This is a genomic window from Variovorax raffinosi, from assembly GCF_051216615.1.
Classification (GTDB): Bacteria; Pseudomonadota; Gammaproteobacteria; order Burkholderiales; family Burkholderiaceae_C; genus Variovorax.
Genome location: NZ_JBPJZR010000013.1, coordinates 1 through 17,547 on the forward strand (window position 1 = coordinate 1; position 17,547 = coordinate 17,547).

Annotated in this window: 11 protein-coding genes and 1 pseudogene; 6 read left to right on the forward strand and 6 right to left on the reverse strand. The window is 60.9% G+C overall.

The window, feature by feature from the left end; all coding sequences use genetic code 11:
- Positions 1–93: 93 nt before the first annotated feature.
- Positions 94–259: pseudogene (locus tag ACSFB7_RS30005) on the forward strand (IS21 family transposase); the annotation flags it as partial.
- A gap of 183 nt (positions 260–442) precedes the next feature.
- On the opposite strand, the gene ACSFB7_RS30010 reads toward ACSFB7_RS30005, so the two are convergent.
- The 6 genes from ACSFB7_RS30010 to ACSFB7_RS30035 all read right to left on the reverse strand — a co-directional run bounded on the left by ACSFB7_RS30010 (position 443) and on the right by ACSFB7_RS30035 (position 9,775).
- Complete coding sequence (locus ACSFB7_RS30010) at positions 443–1,561, reverse strand: T6SS immunity protein Tli4 family protein (protein ID WP_435475977.1); 1,119 nt, start codon at positions 1,559–1,561, stop codon at positions 443–445.
- 135 nt (positions 1,562–1,696) lie between these two features.
- Entirely contained in the window at positions 1,697–1,873 is a 177-nt protein-coding gene (locus ACSFB7_RS30015) for a hypothetical protein (protein WP_435475978.1), read from the reverse strand.
- A gap of 84 nt (positions 1,874–1,957) precedes the next feature.
- Positions 1,958–3,139 carry a T6SS immunity protein Tli4 family protein gene (locus ACSFB7_RS30020; RefSeq protein ID WP_435475979.1) on the reverse strand — a complete coding sequence of 394 codons (1,182 nt, stop codon included), beginning with the start codon at positions 3,137–3,139 and terminating at the stop codon, positions 1,958–1,960.
- Complete coding sequence (locus tag ACSFB7_RS30025) at positions 3,136–5,541, reverse strand: phospholipase D-like domain-containing protein (RefSeq protein ID WP_435475980.1); 2,406 nt, start codon at positions 5,539–5,541, stop codon at positions 3,136–3,138. The genes ACSFB7_RS30020 and ACSFB7_RS30025 overlap by 4 nt, the downstream gene beginning before the upstream one ends.
- A 7-nt stretch (positions 5,542–5,548) precedes the next feature.
- Positions 5,549–8,938 carry a type VI secretion system Vgr family protein gene (locus ACSFB7_RS30030; protein ID WP_435475981.1) on the reverse strand — a complete coding sequence of 1,130 codons (3,390 nt, stop codon included), beginning with the start codon at positions 8,936–8,938 and terminating at the stop codon, positions 5,549–5,551.
- Between the two features lie 27 nt (positions 8,939–8,965).
- Entirely contained in the window at positions 8,966–9,775 is an 810-nt protein-coding gene (locus ACSFB7_RS30035; RefSeq protein WP_435475982.1) for a hypothetical protein, read from the reverse strand.
- Between the two features lie 156 nt (positions 9,776–9,931).
- On the opposite strand from ACSFB7_RS30035, the gene ACSFB7_RS30040 reads away from it, so the two are divergent.
- From ACSFB7_RS30040 to tagF, 5 genes are all read left to right on the forward strand, one after another.
- Positions 9,932–10,774, forward strand: coding sequence for a M15 family metallopeptidase (locus ACSFB7_RS30040; protein ID WP_435475983.1), 843 nt, complete (start codon positions 9,932–9,934; stop codon positions 10,772–10,774).
- Between the two features lie 56 nt (positions 10,775–10,830).
- Positions 10,831–11,124 carry a PAAR domain-containing protein gene (locus tag ACSFB7_RS30045; protein ID WP_435475984.1) on the forward strand — a complete coding sequence of 98 codons (294 nt, stop codon included), beginning with the start codon at positions 10,831–10,833 and terminating at the stop codon, positions 11,122–11,124.
- A gap of 87 nt (positions 11,125–11,211) precedes the next feature.
- Positions 11,212–12,705, forward strand: a complete 1,494-nt coding sequence (locus tag ACSFB7_RS30050; protein ID WP_435475985.1) for a hypothetical protein — start codon at positions 11,212–11,214, stop codon at positions 12,703–12,705.
- A 24-nt stretch (positions 12,706–12,729) separates the two neighbouring features.
- Complete coding sequence (tssM, locus tag ACSFB7_RS30055) at positions 12,730–16,557, forward strand: type VI secretion system membrane subunit TssM (protein ID WP_435475986.1); 3,828 nt, start codon at positions 12,730–12,732, stop codon at positions 16,555–16,557.
- Entirely contained in the window at positions 16,554–17,543 is a 990-nt protein-coding gene (gene tagF / locus ACSFB7_RS30060) for a type VI secretion system-associated protein TagF (protein ID WP_435475987.1), read from the forward strand. The genes tssM and tagF overlap by 4 nt, the downstream gene beginning before the upstream one ends.
- Positions 17,544–17,547 lie beyond the last annotated feature (4 nt).

A 17,547-nucleotide genomic window follows, 5' to 3' on the forward strand; every position in this document is an offset into this window, starting at 1 on the left:
CACCTGAACAGCCGAATTGACGATCTCCTGCCACATCGCTGGCAACCGCTCACCTGACTCTGCAGCAGGGGCAACCGCTGATCGGGACCGTCAAGATGGAGCGCCCATCCGCTTACCGAGCAGGTGTCCATTCGCGAGATAGATAGCCGCACAGGACTGTCTCGCAACACCGTAAAAAAGGACTTGTGGATGGGGAAAAAAATTGCGCTACGTCAAGCGAACAAGCTCATGCAAGCTCGATTCATATGCCGAGAAGCTAGAGTGACCTAGCTCGCGATCGAGGCAAGCAATGGATGGGAAAAGCAGCACAATCTGCGACAGATCCACATAAAAGAGAACATCAGGCACTTATCCACACCGCGAAGCCTTCAAGCTCACAAACGGGTGGGTCAGTACTCGATGGGAATCCAGGATCAGAGATCAGTGAAATCCAACAACCTTATTATTCGGCGGTTGGCCGGTGCTTCACGCTTGCCGCGATGGTTTGAGCGAGCTTGATGAATTCGTCTTTGTCTAATGGCTCGATACCCTTGGCCTTAGCGTTCTTCGCATCACGAATCACATAAAGCATGAGATTGGGTGTATCTTCCTCGGCATCTGGATCGCCCTCCGCCACGGCAAGATAACCATAATCAATTTGATCGTCCGAACGGGTGAGCTGAACAAGGCTCGCTTTACCGCTGACATTGGCCAATTTGATTGGGCGTAGAAACTGCCATATGCTTTCCATGCGTTTTGGATCCTGATAAGACTGCCGCCAGAAAAAATCAATCTGCGCTTCTGGTGTGACCTTGTCGGGATTTGTGTCGCGAGAGATCGATTCAGCCTTGCTGTCTCGAAGCATGATCGTGACGTCAGGATGCTCCATCAGTCGATATGTCGTCGAAACATATCTGCGCGCAGAGCCGCCATCTTTGATGAAGACATATGGCAAACAAATGCCAGGCAATCTTGGAACATCCCCGATTGCGCGCAGAGCGGAGCCATAAGCGAGCACTTCGAATTCACCACGCACCGACGACCAGTCCTTGCCTGGATAAGAAACGTCGGCATAAAGTAAATGCGATCCAACAGGGACTGTCAGTGAATAGCTCGCGTTGACTCGAAATGCCACGCCACCCCTTTGTACCAGTTCAAGGTCTTCGAAGCGAGGAGCATCGCTGCTCGGAGGTTTTTGCTTCTTCATGATGAAGTCGCGCGTCCGGGCCTCACCTTTTTTTGCTTGGATAAGCAGGGTTTTTATTTGAGCCTCTGAAAGCGAGTGGGTTACGCGCAGGGGTGCGTTGTAAGAGGACCCCGAATAACCAGCAACTTGCCCATCTTGAAATTCGAAATTGCCATTTTCAACAATTGGTTGAAATAGCTTCTCTAACGAGCTTGCGGAATAGGCGGCAACTTCCACCTGGCCTGGCATGCTCAATTGCATTCGGCCTACACAGTCTGTAATCCAATTGGATGGTGCAGTCTTGGCGTTTTGCGCATGGCATCCGACCGCTGACGTGGCAATGCAAAGCGATGCAGTAGCTGCGCGCAAAAGGGCGGTTTGTTGTACGGTCTTCAATCTCAAACCACCTCGGCGCCAGAGTTAGTGTTTTGTGCTATTGAAGTTGAATCGGACTTCATGCTTGGTAGCTTTTCTCTATCAGCAATCAGTGCGGCGGAGTGCTCAAATCGTATGTTCTCACCCTTGGTCCATTCAATAGGAAATGCCGCAATAAATCCCTTGATCTGATTTGGCCAAATTGCGTGAGTTAAACAGCGTGACGTACTCAAAGAATTTTTCAAGTGGGATACTCTCGTAGTCCTCGTTATCGTCGTGTCGCGCACCGCTGTAGTCGCGGCCCTGAAGCCCACCGGTGCGGTCTTTGCCCATGAGTTCGCGCGTCTTCAAGTATCGGCGTGGGCCGCTGAGCAAAATTTGAGTGCCAAACACCAAGGTCTGCGTGTTCCAAAAATGTCAACTCGCACGCCATGCTCCTGGCCTGCGCTTGATGCTTTGCGCAATGTTTTTCACCAAATCACGAAACTCATTTTCTGTCATGGACGTCTTGGCGAAGCGACCAAAACGCTCGACCTTGAAGATGAGATTGGAAGAAGTACCGGGCGGTGCGTTCTTGTCGCCTGGTATGTAAGCCAGATAGCCCCAGTCCTGGTTCTTGTTGGCTTCGTTGTGGACTGGCGGCTCACTGAGAACGTCGCGTGTGATGAGCGCCATTCCACCAAGACCCTTTCGCCCATCTACATTGACAGGGCGAAGCGGCCGCATGCGACCGTCGAGAGGCTCTGTGAGTTTGGCTCCATAGAAGTAGCCTCGCTGCACCGCTTCGTTGACGAATTTCTCCGGATCGATGCTGTCCGCGCCCGAGGCATCCTTGTCGCTCAAATACACCACGATGTCGGGACGATTTGTGAGACGGAAAGAGACGGCAACATAGGCGGGCTTCTTCTCGCCGGTCATGAAGCCATAGGGGAGACACACACCAGGTTCGGATGGAATTTCGAACGGCATGCGGGCGCGATAGAACTTCAGGAATTTTGCGATCGTTTGTTCCGGCGTGCCTTCAAGCTTCCTACTGGCAGATACCACGTGATTGCCGACCAATGTGGAAAAATTGAACTTACCTGAACCATTGATGAATCCGAAGGAATTTCCACCGTCGTACGGTTGATAAAAACGGAAGGCGGCCGCGTCATCCAGGTCTGCTTGCCTAAGCTTTCCTCCTGGATCCATATCACTATGTCTTGCGAGCATGTCGGCGTGATCAAGCACGATGTCTTTTTGCTGTTGCCGTTTTCTATTGAGTTTCAATAGTTGTGATTGGAGGCCTGCGGCGCTGTTTAAGCTGGAAGAATGAATCGATCTGGAACTTTCATCTGCGTCGAATACCCCCTCACTGTCTACCAATTGGTATGTTTTCCAGACGCCAGCGCCAGTGTCAAATCTATAGCCTCCCCCGTTCGCTGGTGAAATATTTGGGGGCAGAGTCGCGTACTCGATATCTCCCGGGACTTCAATGGTCTGATAGCCCACGCACTCAGTGCGCCGCACTCCAGCAGCATCCTGAGCGTAGACGGGCCCATGCGCCAGTGCGCAAATCAGCATGAGCGAAAGCATTGTGACCGCGTCACGCTTCTTCATGTCGTCCTTTCGCTGGTATCTCCTTGCGGTACTGAAGCTTGTCGAGCTGGAGCATCCTTCGGTTTTGTCTCGTTGTGTACAAATAGGGCACTGTGCATGCCGCTGTTATTGTTCTCGCCCTGCGTCCAGAGGTGAGGATACAAGGTGAGATAGCCCTTGATCTCGGCGAGTTGAGCAACTCCTGCGGCGTGTTGAGGGGTGTTCCAAAATGCATCATCAAACGGCATCAGACCTGAAACTCTCTTGCCGTCTTCCATCCTGATAGTGGGCCAGATCGAGACATTCGGAGGCGAGTCTTCCTCTGATTTCTTGGGTGGCGGATTGTGTGGAATGAACGGGAAAGCGGCGTCGTATATCTTGCTGTTTTTTTCGGCTTGGAGACGTACTCGTTCTCGGCTGGCCTGAGCTGCCGGCTTGTCTATTGCAGCTTGCAACTCGCTGGCCGGCCTTTCGCCACCGGTAATGCCAAATATTTTTTTCCAGACGCTTTTGCGTAACTCGCGCGCGAACTTGCGTGTGACGGTAATCCCCTCGGCAGCTCCGATATCCTCGTATGTGTAGTCAGTGTCCATTACCAGCACCGCCAACTCCGAATCTCGATTGCCCAGCAAACTGCGATCGTTGACGTTTGCGCTGCCCACAATGGCATAGCGGTCATCCACCACCATCATTTTTGTGTGGATGTAGACCTGCTCCGTCACATAACGGTCACCTAGCTTTGCCCAAGTACGCAAGTTCAGCAGCGTGATGTACGGCCAGCAATACTCTATAGGGACATCCTTGTATTCGCTGTTCTTGTCGTCGAACGCACGCAGGTAGTTGGCTTCCTTCTGGTCAAGGAGCTGCCGGGCTTTGATCGCGCGTCTCGTGCGGTTGACAAGGCTCTGACTTCCAAACACCAGCGTCTGTTGTGTGTAATGGACTTGCGTCATCACCGCGGGGTCATTCAATAGACCTTCTGAATGCACTGGAACCGTGATGTAGATATGGAAGTTGGATGTCTTGCCGTCGGGGGAGGGGTTGCCAACATTCAGGATGACATCTTTGAGTTTTGCGCCCAGTGCTTCGCAGATCTTATTGGTCGGTGGGGCACTGGCATCTCCGACAACTGCTCGCGAACCCCACTTCGCGACATAGCCAGTGACTGATGACACGGGTTGCGAGGGGTCAAGTGTGGTGGAAGCCGTATCTCCAAATCCGGGTGTTCCAAACGCAGAAGTGAAAAACTGGTTCTCGATGTAAATGAAGTGATCGGCGTGTTCGATCAGGCGAACCATGGCATGGTGATTGTGGTTGTGTCCGAAAGCCTGATGCACTCTCGACCGATCGGCTGGCTTGGCGGTCTTGGCCTCCAGATCCACCATGACGCGAGAGGCGCTGCGCAGCATCTGGACGCTGCAACTCCCTGCCTTCGAATACGTTTTGGCCTCAGCAGGTAGGGCAAGTTCGCCACTTCCTTTGGCCGTGTTCCACCGTAACACGAAGTTGCTGGCAAGGTCGCTCGCGGCTGGACCTTCAATTTTGAGATGAACGTCTTGCCACGGCATGCGTGGCTGGCGTGTGGCATCGAGCATCATCCCTCCGGTCGGGTACTCGACCTTGCCGGCCTGAAGTCCTTGCTGCGCCTGTTGTGCCAAGGCGTCGTAGGGATTGCTCGACGCCATTCCCGGGGGCGCCGGTCTGTTCCCGCCGGATGACTGCAGATACATGGTGTTGAGCCCTTGTACGTAGTCACTCTCTTTGACCGAGAGCAAGCGTGGGACACAACCGTTGTAAGCATCATTGCCCAGCCGATCCTTGGCATCGAGTGGGAATGTGTTGCCATCGCGGCGGCCGTAGCACACATCGATGCCACCAATGAAGGCAATTTGATTGTCGATAACCACCTGCTTCTGATGGTGGCTGTAGAACATGTTCATTCCTGCACTGGCGTCAGGATGCTCGACAGCAATTCGCGCGAAGACTTGCGGATTGCCCGCCAACTGGGAATTGATTGATTTCAATACCGCGACCGTTTCATCGTCGCCTGTGGTGACAGGCGCTGAATCGTCCCACGGCAATACGTACACCTTGAGCTGAGGGTTCGCGGACGTTGCCTTGAGTACTGCATCGTAGAGCCGAAGCTTCTCGGCGGGTTTGAGCATGACATCCCAGTTGATTTGCCAACCGAGCATGTAGACGGACTCTTTTGCCTGCGCAATAGCATCCGCCAGTTGTTTGTAGTAGTCCTCTCCAGTGAGCAACGGGACCACCGAATTGCCATCCGTCTTTGGATACGGGTCGGATTCGCTGACCCATACACATGAAGTTGCATAACCCTCATAGGGGGTGCCGTCAGGCATACAGACCTGATGCACGGTGCGGTCGATCTCTACTTTGGGTTCTGGCGGAGCGGATGCCATTTTTTCTTCAGCCCTTGATCTTCTTAAGTAGCTTTTCGCCAGTGGAGCTCTTGTGCTCTTCGCGAGAGAGTCCGTTCAGCACTTGATCCTTGATGTTGCGACCGGTCGGTCCCAAGGTGTCCGAATACCCCATCGCATCCAGTGCGTGATCGAAGCGCTGTTCGTCGGTCCAGTCTTCCAATTCATGCGTCAAAGCGACTTCACGCACTTTCATTCCTCCGATCAGCCATAGACGCCCTGGATTCTTGTTGTATGCCTCAAGCAGTTCCTGCTCTTCGGTAGTAGACAGCTTTACCTTTCCGTCATTGCCCGTCTTGCCCATCAAGATTTTTTCGCTCGACATCAATGCTTTTGCTGGAGCACTTGCAACTACGACACGCCAAGGCACGTTGGGCAACGGAGCTCCCAGTGGCCCTGCGGTGTCGATGATCCGTAGATCGAATTTGAAAGGTTGGCCCGGAGGTAATGCGGAGCGCGGAAATTCAGGCAATTTATAACTGCCCCGCGTTGGCCCGGCCAGCTTCCGCTGCACCGCGTGATAGGTAATCTTCCCCGGACACTCGAACGTGATGTCCCCGTTCTGCAGCGTGATCGATGCGCCTTGCGCGGTGGCGATGCGGATCTTCTTTTTCGACGCGAACTCCACTGTCTTGTCAGTACTGGCAATCTTCAACGCATCCTTGGCCTGCACCCGCAGCTCATCGTGCTGCGCCTGAAAGTCCAGATCATCACTGCCCGCGATGATCGAAAGCCCCGCTTCAGCATCCGCCTTCTGCGCGCCAGCCAGCAACCCAATAGCCTGCCCGCTGTGCACCCTCAGCACATCAGCCAGCGCGAGGTTGATGTCCCCACCGCTGGCCAACGTCGCAGTCTCACCCGCCACGATCTGCAACTGCTGCCCGGCCACCATCGCCAGCCCGCCACGCGCAGCCAGCGCGATCACCGCATCGGTCGTATGCGGTACCTTGCCATCGCCGGTTGCAACAGCCTTGCCCGACGCATCCGAATAGGCCGTATCCAGCGCATCCCCGGTCACCATGCCGCTCACCGCATGCAGCATTGCTGCATAAGGTGCGCGCTCCTTGTCCAGCCGCGAATCGTTGCTCTTGTCGGCGCCGATGTGTCCGGCCAGTTGCACGGTCTCGTGCTTCATCGAGGCTTCGCTCAGCGCTTGCCCCAACTGCTGCACCTGCTTGAGCAGCGCCATGCCGGGGGCGAAGTCACCCACAGGCTCAAGGCGCTTTCCACCCGCACCGTGGTACGTACTCAGCAGCACGCCCTTGCCACCGCGCAATGCGGCATAGCCATCGGTGCGAAGCTCCAGTCCCTGGCCTCGGAAGCTGCCGCGGAAGTTGTCGGCCTGATGAATCAGATGCCCCAGGTTCAACTGGCTGTGCGCCGTGCTTGCATGCAACTGCACGCGCAACTGCTGGTTCGAATCGTCGAACACCAACTGGCTGAATCCGTCACCGCCGAACTCCTTGGTCTTGAAGCCGCTCAGCGCAGCCGCGTTGCGATGTCCCTTGTCGTCTGCACTGGCACCGTGCCAGGCCGGCGCATGGCCGGCGGCGAGGTTGGCCTGTGCGCTGGGCGCTGCGTCGTGGGCCTGCGCAAAGACATCGGCCTCCTGGCTTTGTCCTGAGCGTTCCCGATTGCGCGATGCGCCACCGGGCGTGGGGGCGATGCCGCCGTCGCCGCGTCCGTTGTACAGCGCACCGACCACGACGGGCTGGTCGACGTCAAGGTCGACGAACTTCACCAGCACCTCCTGGCCGATGCGCGGCAGCCACTGCCAGCCCATGCCGGGGCCGGCCTGACGTTGGGCCACGCGGATCCAACGGGTGCTGCGGTTGTCCTGTGCGTTGTCGCCGCTGCCACCGGTGTTCCCGGCCGTGTTGTTCTGCCAGTGGAATCGCACGCGCACGTCGCCGCGATCGTTGCAATAGAGCTCGTCGGCGCCGCTGGGCGATGTCTCGCCCGAGGGGCCGACCACGATCGCGCTGTGCACGCCACTGGCCGTGGGCTTGGCGTGCAGCCGCGCGCCGTCGGCGGCCGCCAGCACAGGGCGCCAGGGGCGCGCCACATGCACGGCCGAGAAGCTGTTGGCGTAGCCAAGGGCCTTCGCGGCCGCGAGACTTTGCGCCTGCGGGTGGACGTCGTTCGCGTCTTCGTGTGCATTGCCCGTGGCCGCAGACACCAGCCCGAACACATCGGCCTCGGAGGTGACGGACGCACATGGCATGTCGAACACGAGGTGCTCCGACAGATCGCCCAGTTGCGCGGCAATCGATGCGGCGGTGTCCTTCGGCAGGTTGTTGATGCCCACATGCTCGACGGTGTCCAGCAGCAGCGAGGGCTTCGCCTGCAGGCCGAGCGCGGGCGCATCGTCAATGTCGATGCGGGTGCCCGCGCGCAGCGTTCGCACGGTGCTGTGGCCGAGCATCACGTCGGCGCGGCATTCGGCCGCTTCCATCATCAGGCCGGCGTAGCGCTCGAGGGTGCGGTTGCTGTCCCAGCCGCGGCTGTGGTCGTTCAGGCCGAGCACGTCGTCGTATTCGATGCGCGGTGCGTTCTTGCCGCCCACTGCGAACCGTGCGGCGGCGCTGCCCGCAAGCTGACGCTTGCCGTCGACGTTCCATGCGCTCAGGTGCACCTGCGCCACGGACTGACGCATGCGGCGCACCAGCGCCTGCACGGCGTCGCTGCTCTCCTGCGAACTCTTGCGATGAAAGCGGATGGGTGAACCCGGATCGACCGGCTGCGCATCGTTCGCGGAGAAGATCACGAGCTTGTGCCCCATGGGCGCCTTCTCGTCTTCCTCGATGCGCCAGGCCAAACCCTCTTCGGTCAGCAGGCGCGAGAAGAAATCGAAGTCGCTCTCGCGATACTGCGTGCAGTAGGTGCGAACGGGCGCATCGGCGAGAAAGCCGCTGACCTCGGAAGAGAAGGCCCAACTGCCCGCATCGGCATAAGGCGCGAGCACGCGTTCGATGATGTCGGCCACGGAGCGTTGCTGGAACACCTGGCTGCGGCCCTGCTGCGTGGCCAGCCAGATCCACGGCACGAGCGTGAGCCGATAACGCGCAAGGCCCCCATCGGAGCCCAGCGATTCCACCGCGCGGATCAGCCCGGTACGTTTGCCGAGCGAGCCGTTGGCCAGCACGGTGATCAACGTGAGGGGCTGGTCGATCATCGAAGTGAGCGCGAGGTCCGCGCGCAGGCTCAGGCAGACGATGCGCATCTCGAACGGCTGCGACACGGCCTCGCGCTGCACCCAGCCTTCGACGCGCAAGGCGTCGATGCTGGCATTCGATGAAGCGCCTGGAACCTCGAGACGGTAGAGCCGGTTGGTCTGGCTGAGTTCGGCCCAGAGCGTGCTGCGGTCAGCCGTTGGCATTGTCGTGATTCGCGTTGGCACGGGCGCTCATGGTTTGCATCGCTGGCCGGACTTGCAATCCGCCGCAACCTCGGTCAGCGCCGACGGCTGCGGCGCGGGGTCTGATGTCTTGCTGCGTTTGAGCAGGGCGGTCAGCAGGTCGGTGTCTGGATCGGGCTTGCCTGGGCGCGACGCTGCTTGCGTGCTGTCGCCGGCGCGTCGCGGTGTCTTCGATGCGTTGGCGGCGGTCTTGACGGGCTTGTTGTTGTTTGCCGCACGCGTGGGCTGCTTGGACGCAACGTGCTCCGGCTTCTTTGCCGCAGCAGTGGCCGTCTTGTCGGTGCGTGCAGTCGATTTGGCAGGCGGCTTGGCCGCAACGTGCGCGGACTTTCCGGCGGGCGGCGCGACCATGGGCTGCGCGCCGATCGCCGCGAAGGGTGTGGATTGCTGCTGCTGTGAGGACGCGTCGCTTTCGACGATACGCGCAGGCGTGGGCTCCGGCGTTGCGGGGGAGGGCGCAGTGGCGGCGGCTGCAGGTGCTTCAGGCTTCGAAGGCGCAGCCACAACGGCCGGTGCCGGATCCACCGGCGTGGCGGCTGCAACATTCACCGAAGCATCGGCGCGCCTGGATTGCTGCAAATGGTAGGTCGTTGCACCCCCAACGCCGATCAGCAGCACCAGCGTGGCCCACACGCTGGGTCTCTTGATGAAAGACCGCTTGTCGGCGTTGTGTCCACCGAGTTGCGCGAGCACACGCGTGGATTCGCCACTGGGTGCAGCAGGCGATGCCGCTGTGGTGGCTTCGTTCGAGCCGAGCAGGCTCGGCCGCCCCTTGTTGGCGTCTGGCGCGCCCATCATGGATGGGTGGTCCCGAAAGCAGGCATATCTTCTCTCCCCGCGGCTTTATGGTGTGACTGATAACGACGCAACGTTGCAACATGGATGCAGTTGTTGCGCGCAACGGGTTTGAATGCGTGAGCGACTCATACAATGAATTGCACTCTTCAAACAACGTTGATCTTCTTCACTCTCTTTTGTTATTTTGCCCTGATGGTGGCCGCGCTTGCCATCTTCTTGTTCCCTTCTTTTCGCGATCGTGTGTTGCGAACGACGGTCGCAATTGCCACTGCAATTGCAGTCTTTTTCATCAAGATTGGCCATCGATTCGGATTAGTGTCCGAAGCAAGTTTTCAGTTGGTGCGCGATGGTGGTTCGGGTGTGCGTATTTTTGCAGTACGTCATCGTTATCTGCTGCTTTCTGGCATGGGCCTGCTGATTGTTCCGGTGATGCTGAGCGTGGCCTTCGGAACCGGCCGTGTTCTCTTTTTTGACGACTGGGCGACCACGAGCGATCCGAAGATCGAGGCGCTGCTCAAGGGCGAGCAACTGGTGCCGCCGCAGCCCTTGCCCCCTGAAGTCTTTGCAACGGCCGAGGTCGAGCAGGTGCGTCCGCTCACGAAGGAGGGCAGTCGCGACTGGGCTGTTCTCGATGCGGACTTTCGCAATCGCCTGCTGCTGGTCTACAAGATCATGAAGGAGAAGCATGGCTACGACCTCGCATTGCTCGAGGGTTATCGCAGCCCCGAACGGCAGGCCAAACTCGCTGCATTGGGCAATACAGTGACATTGGCCAAGGCCAATCAAAGCTATCATCAGTACGGACTTGCGGCAGACAACGCGTTCTTTCGCAATGGCAAATTGGTGATCTCTGAAAAAGACCCATGGGCCATGGAGGGCTACCGTCTTTATGGCGAAGTCGCCGAGTCCGTGGGCTTGGTCTGGGGTGGTCGATGGTCCTTCAAGGACTACGGTCACGTGGAGTACCGCAAGCCCGGTTTCAAATTGCCACGCGATTGAATGCCAAAGGCATCTGTTGCATCGACAAACCACGAGGCAAGCAAGGGGGAGTTCGAATGGATGAGGATCAACCCGCAGCGGATGACGATCGGCCATGGATCGTGCTGCATGACAAGACCGACCACGGCGGCATCGTGATCACCGCATCCGAGAACACGAGCATCGATGAACGCCGTGTGGCGCGCATCGGTGATCTGGTGTCATGTCCGATTCCCGGCCACGGCGTCAACCCGATCGTCACGGGAAGCCGCTACGTCACGCTCGATGGCCGTCGCGTGGCACGGCACGGCGACAAGAGCGCGTGCGGCTGCACGCTGCTGTCCAGCCAGATCGCTTCCGCATCCGAATGACAAAGCCTCTCCGATCGGCTGCACGTATGGCTTGCGGCACGGCGACCGTGTGCGCCGTCGCATGACACTGGCATCCGCGAACTTCTGATGCTGACGCGACTGATCAAGCCCGTCCTCATGTTCTGCGCCGTGTTCATCACGGTGTGGGTGATCGTGGTTGTCTATTGGAACTTCACCGCGCGCATGCCGAGCACGAGCGACATCCTGCTCTACCTCATCGTGTTGCCGCTGGCATTGGTGGTGTTCTATGTGGTGCTGCGACGGATCTTCACAGGCGCGCCGGCCGCCGCAGCACTGCCTTCGGCGGCACGCGGTGCATCCGTTGCAGTGGCCGGTGCGAGCACCGGCGCATCGACCGCAAGTGCAGCCGATGCGCAGCAGGAGCGCCTGCAGATGGCCGTGCTCGCCTTCGGCCTTCACACGCCGCGCGGCAATGACGCAGAAGCGGTAGCCGTCGCTGTTGGCCAGGCGCAGATGCCCGACCTGGTCCCCGAGCTTCGCGACAACGAAGGCTTTCCGGTTCTCGCAGGCTGTGTTGCCGACATCGATGCGAACGAACTTCGCGAACACCTGCGCGAGACGCTGCTGTCAACGCCAGGTGCCCTGGATGCAGACACGCTGCCCGACGACAGGCTGCGCGCCATCCAATTGATGTCGGACGTGCTGCAGGAACTGCTGGCTTCCGCTGCCGGTGCCATCGTCAATGCGGGCGATGCACTGCTGGTGCGCGCGCCCGGGCGTTTTGTGTCGAGCGGCGAAGTCATTCCCGGCGCCGCGGCCGCGCCGGTGCTGTGCATCTCGCTGCTACTGCCTGGTGCGTGGACCGAGAGCGAGCGCACGATCGCCACGCAGTGGGTGCAGCAACAGGCCCGCGAGGCGTACCCCTCGCAGCACTGGGCTGTCGACTGCTTCAAGAGCGAGCCCGGCGTTTCGGCCATGGCGCTGCTCGACCGCATCAGCATCGCGCTTCATCGCGAGCAACGGCCCGCACTGTGGATGGCGCTGGCGGCAGACTCCGCGATTTCCGGCGAGTGCATCGCCAGGTGGGAGGTCGAAGGCCTGCTGCATTCGGCGGCGCGCCGCAATGGCCGCGTGCCCGGCGAAGCAGCCGCAGGCCTGCTGCTTGCGCGTGCCGGCGATACGCTGTTTGCACCTGCCAATCCCGACACCGTGCTGCTGTCGCGTTGCGCGAGCGGCCAGCGCGAGGAGTCGGCCGACACGGCACGCGTGCCCAACGCGGACTTGCTCGCTCTCTTCGCCCAACGCCTGCTGGCGGCCTCGGCGCTGCAGCCCGAGGCCATCGACTGGGTGGTGAGCGATGCCGACCACCGCGCCAGCCGCGTGACCGAAGTGGCCAAGCTCGTGCAGGAGCGGCTGCCCCATGTGCCCTTCGAGAGCAACCTTTCCGTCTGCGCCACCCTGGGCTACCTGGGGGCTGCGGCCGACATGACCGCCGTGGCGCTGGCATGCCATCTCGCAACGCGTGAGTCACGCCATGTGCTCGCGCTTTCCGTGCAAGACGCGCTCACGCGAACGGCCATGCTGGCCGGTCGCGCGAGCCCTGCGCCCCAAGTTACTTAAACCGGACCGATTCCAGAAACAACTATGCGGCGATTTTTCAGTTTCCTGGTCGACCCACGCACCCTGTCGGTGATCGGCGCCATCGCGCTAGGCGCATTCCTGCTGATCGGCGCACAGACGCTGGAAATCGGCGCGATCTGGGCCGTCGCGATCTTCGCGGTGCTGCTGTTGTTGTGGCTGCTGGTCTGGTTCATCCGGCGCATGCGTACCCGTGCGGCCAACCGCAAGCTTGGCGACATGCTCGAAGAGCAAGCCGATGCGGCCGTGCGCGACAGCGACCCCGAGCGCAAGGCCGAGATCGACGAGCTGCGCGCCCGCATGGTCGAGGCCGTCAAGACCATCAAGACCTCGAAGATCGGTCAGATGTCGGGCAGCGAAGCGCTGTACGAGCTGCCCTGGTACATGGTCATCGGCAATCCGGCCGCGGGCAAGAGCAGCGCCATCCTGAATTCGGGTCTGCAGTTTCCGTTTGCCGACAAGGGCAATGCGGTGATCCAAGGCATCGGCGGCACGCGCAACTGCGACTGGTTCTTCACCACCGAAGGCATCGTGCTCGACACGGCGGGCCGCTATTCCATTCACCAGGAAGACCGCAAGGAGTGGTTCGGCTTTCTGGACCTGCTCAAGAAGTACCGCCCGAAGGCGCCGATCAACGGGATCATCATCACGGCAAGCATTCCCGAGCTGATCGGCAGCCGGCCCGACTTTGCGATCCAGCTCGCAAAGAACCTGCGCCAGCGCATGCAGGAGCTGACCGAGAGGCTCGAGGTGTTTGCGCCGGTCTATGTGATGTTCACCAAGGCCGACCTGATCACCGGCTTTGCCGAGTTCTTCGGCGACAGCGACAAGATGGAGCGCGACCGCGTGTGGGGCGCCTCGCTGCCCTACGACGGCGACGAAAAGCAGGACGCGGTGGCCCTGTTCGACAAGCGCTTCGACGAGCTCTACCTGGGCCTGAAAGAGATCAGCGTTTCGCATTTCGCGACGAACCGCAGCAGCGACCCGTCGCCCGAGCTGCTGATCTTTCCGCTCGAATTCGCGGCCATCAAACCCGCGCTGCGCGCTTTCCTGGCCACGCTGTTCGAGAGCAATCCGTTCCAGCACAAGCCGGTGTTTCGCGGCTTCTACTTCACCAGCGCGCTGCAGGAAGGCACGATGCGCAGCCTGTCGACCGAGCGCATCGCCAAGCGCTTCGGGCTCACGCTGAACAACGCGGCCACCAAGTCCAAGGAGATCTATTCGCAGAACGGCTTCTTCCTGCGCGACCTGTTCTCCAAGGTGATCTTTGCCGACAAGAAGACCGTGCGGCAGTTCTCCAGCCCGGTCAAGTCGCGGCTGCGCTACCTGAGCTTCTTTGCCTTCGTCGCGGTGCTGGGGCTGCTGCTGGGTGGCTGGACCTGGTCTTATCTCGGCAACAAGCAACTGGTGGAGAACGTGCAGGCCGACCTCGACAAGGTGGTCAAGCTGCAGGCCAGCGACAACGGGCTGCGAACACGCTTCGAGGCGCTGGGCATCCTGCAGGACCGCATCGAGCAGCTAGAAAAATTCCGCAATGACCGGCCGCTGTCGCTGTCGCTGGGCCTCTACCAGGGCAACCAGCTCGAAGACAAGCTCGTGGCCGAGTACTACGGCGGCGTGAAGCAACTGATGCTGGTGCCGGTGTCCGACAACCTGCAGGCCTTTCTGCGCGAGGTCAATGCGCATCCGGAGCGCTTGAAGCGCGCCGATGCGGCGGGCAACCCCGCCGCGCCGGTGGCGGTCTCGGCCGCCACGCCGGCCGTGGCGCCGGTCGCGGAGGGCGGCGGCCTGTATGCGGGCTCTTCGCCGGCCGACGTGCAGGATGCCTACAACGCGCTCAAGACCTACCTCATGCTGTCCGACAAGCGGCAGGTGGAGACGGCACACCTGACCGACCAGATCTCGCGCTTCTGGCGCGGCTGGCTCGAAAGCAACCGCGGCGACATGCCCCGCGCGGCTGTCATTCGTGATGCCGAACGCATGATCACCTTCTACCTGCGCCGCGTGGGCGACGACAACTGGCCTGCGCTGGCCGACACCAACCTCGCGCTGGTCGAGCAGACGCGCGACAACCTGCGCCGCGTGGTGCGCGGCATGCCGGCGCGCGAGAGGGTCTACGCCGAAATCAAGGCACGCGCTTCCACGCGCTTCGCACCGATGACGGTGGCACGCATCCTGGGTGCAACCGCCGGCAGCACCGAGAGCGAAGGCTCCATTGCCGGCAGCATCGCCATCTCGGGTGCATTCACGCGCGAGGCTTGGCAGCAGTACGTGGACGATGCGATCCGCGATGCGGCCAACAAGGAAACCTCGAGCAAGGACTGGGTGCTCAACGTCGCGGGCAATGACGACCTGACGCTCGAAGGCAGCCCCGAGCAGATCCGCAAGACGCTGGCCACCATGTACAAGCTGGAGTACGCCAAGGAGTGGCAGCGCTTCCTGCAGGGCATTGCGGTCAAGGACATGGGCAGCTTCGAGCAGGCGGTGGTGGCGATGAACCTGCTGGGCGACCCGCAAAACTCGCCGATCCGCAAGGTCTTCGACACGGTCTACGACCAGACTTCCTGGGACAACCCCTCGCTGGTCAACGCCGGGTTGCAGCAGGCGCGCACGGGGGCGTTCAACTGGATCAAGAACCTCTTCAGCCGCGCCACGCCGTCGCAGATCAACGTGAACATCGACGCCAGTGGCAACCGGACGGAAATCCCGATGGGGCCGATCGGCAAGGAATTCGCGGGCGTCGCGCGCCTGGTGGTCGAGCGCGACAACACCTCGCTGCTGCGCGGCTATCTGGCCACGCTGTCCAAGCTGCGCGGTCGCTTCAACCAGATCAAGAACCAGGGCGACCCCGGACCGGGCGCGCGCCAGCTCATGCAGCAGACGCTGGAGGGCAACGGCTCCGAACTGGCCGACGCGCTCAAGTACGTGGACGAGCAGATGCTCACGGGCATGGACGCCTCGCAGCGCCAGGCCCTGCGGCCACTGCTGGTGCGCCCGCTGCTGCAGGCCTATGCGGTGACGATCCAGCCGACGGCGGTGGAGGTCAACAAGATCTGGAGTGCGCAGGTGTACCAGCCGTTCCAGCAGTCGCTTGCCACCAAGTACCCGTTTGCTGCAGGCGCGAAGATCGAAGCCTCGCCGGCGGAAATCGCGCAGTTCTTCGGGCCTGAAGGCGGCATTGGCAAGTTCGTGACGACCACACTGGGCTCGCTGGTCATCCGGCGCGGCGACCTGCTGTCGCCGCGCGCCTGGGGCGACCAGGGCCTGACGCTGAGCCCCGATTTCGTGAACGGTTTCGCGCAATGGGTGGCGCCGTTGTCGGGTGCTGCGGCCAGCGGAGGAGGTGGGGGCGCCGCACAGCCGCAGACGCTGTTCCAGATCCTGCCGCAGCCCGTCTCGGGGCTGACCGAATACATGGTCGAAATCGACGGCCAGCAACTGCGCTACCGCAACACGCCGCCGCAGTGGTCCAACTTCGTCTGGCCCAACGCGCAGGGCACGCCGGGCGCGCGCATCACCGCCGTCACCTTCGACGGGCGCACCGTCGAGCTGATCAACGAGCCCGGCAACTTCGGGCTGGAGCGTCTGCTCAGCACGGCCCAGCGCACGCGGCTGCCCGATGGAAGCTTCGAGCTGACATGGTCGAAAGACAACGCGAGCGTGACCGTCAAGCTGCGCGTGATCCAGAACACGCAGGCGGGTGCCTCGGGTGGCGATTCGCCGCAGGGCAAGGGATTGCGAGGCACCGTGCTGCCTTCGTCGGTCGCGGAGATCGGCGTACCCGCGCAAGCGCGCGCACCGGTCACCGCACCAGCATCGGGAGTCGGCAAATGAGCGGACCGCAGACACAACAGCTGTGCTACTTCGGCAAGTTGCCCGCCCGCGGCGACTTCGTGAAGGGGCTGTACAACCCGCAGCTCATCAAGGTGTTCGACAACTGGCTGTCGCAGACCATGGAGATGCTGTCGGAAGACCCGCGCTGGAAGCTCATCTACGACAACGCGGCGCCCATCGATTTCGTTTGCCTGGGCTCGCGCAGCCGCGTGGCGATTGCGGGGCACGTGAAGGCGAGCCGCGACGAATCGTCGCGCCGCTATCCGTTCCTGGCGGCCACCTCGGTGGACGTCGACGAGGCGCTCGATTTCATGCGCGGCGCGCCGATGCTGATCGGCCCCTACTGGGACCGCATGGCGCTGCAGGTCAACGCACTGGCGGCCGGCACCGACCTCGACGGCGAACTGAAGAAGTTCGAGGCCATCGATCCGGCCATCGAGACCGGCTTCAGGAAGTCGGCGGCGCGGACTGCCTATGCGGCCTTCACGCGCGACAACAGCCTGCTGCGCATCGAGCAGATGCTCAATTTCGACGGCCACAAGGTGTCGCTGCGCCGCGCCATCCTGGCGCTGGGCCTGCTGCTGCAGCCAGTGATGGCCAGCGCGGTGTCGCACCTTGAAAAAGGGCTCACGCTGCCGCTGCCGCGCAATCCGGTCGACCGCTCGCTGATTGCCACGTTCTGGCTGGAGCTGGTGTCGCAGTTCCTGGCCAAGGCCGACTTCGAACTGGTGCTGCTGGTCACCGAGATCGACGGGCGCTCGCGGCTGGTGATCGGCTTCAACGGGCTGTCGCCGCGCAGTTTGCAGAGCGTGTTGCATCCGCAGGTCTACACCGAGCACAACATCGACATCGACAATCCGGAATGGGTCGAGGAGACCATCCACAGCAACTATGCGATGTTCAAGCTGGTGAGCTACCTCGACCAGCCGCAGCTGCCGTTGGACATCGTGCTTTCCGCGTTTCGCGAAGTCTTCATCGGGGAATGACACG